Origin of the sequence: Erythrobacter sp. CCH5-A1 (assembly GCF_001557115.1) — a bacterium.
Classification (GTDB): domain Bacteria; phylum Pseudomonadota; class Alphaproteobacteria; order Sphingomonadales; family Sphingomonadaceae; genus Erythrobacter.
On sequence record NZ_LSKQ01000024.1, the window covers coordinates 1 to 338 of the forward strand.

1 pseudogene is annotated in these 338 nt (G+C 58.6%); it reads right to left on the minus strand.

Annotated features, from left to right (window positions below):
* Positions 1 to 308 (minus strand): annotated as a pseudogene (locus tag AX708_RS01515) (hypothetical protein); the annotation flags it as partial.
* Positions 309 to 338 lie beyond the last annotated feature (30 nt).

Sequence of the window (338 nt, forward strand, 5' to 3'; positions counted from 1 at the left end):
TACCTGATCTGGTCTTCACTTCTGACCGTATGTGTCGGCAGTGCCTCGATAAGCGCACTGATCTCCGAGATCTGGTGCAGCATCTGAGGCTTGTTCAGCATTCCGGCCATGTGGCGCGTCAATGCCGCCTCGAGCAGGTCAAAGGCGTCCCTCTGGCTCCAGGTGCCGTTTGCGGAGCCCTCCCCGTAGAGCTGGCGCATCGTCTCAAACAGACGTTGCTTGTTCGCCAGTCCGGCTGCGATGGCGTGCTGGATTTCGGTGATTGCTGCGTCCAGCTTCTGGCTGGATTGTTCAAAAAGGTCGGTCACGGTCTGCTCCTGATGCTGAACCGCATCAGG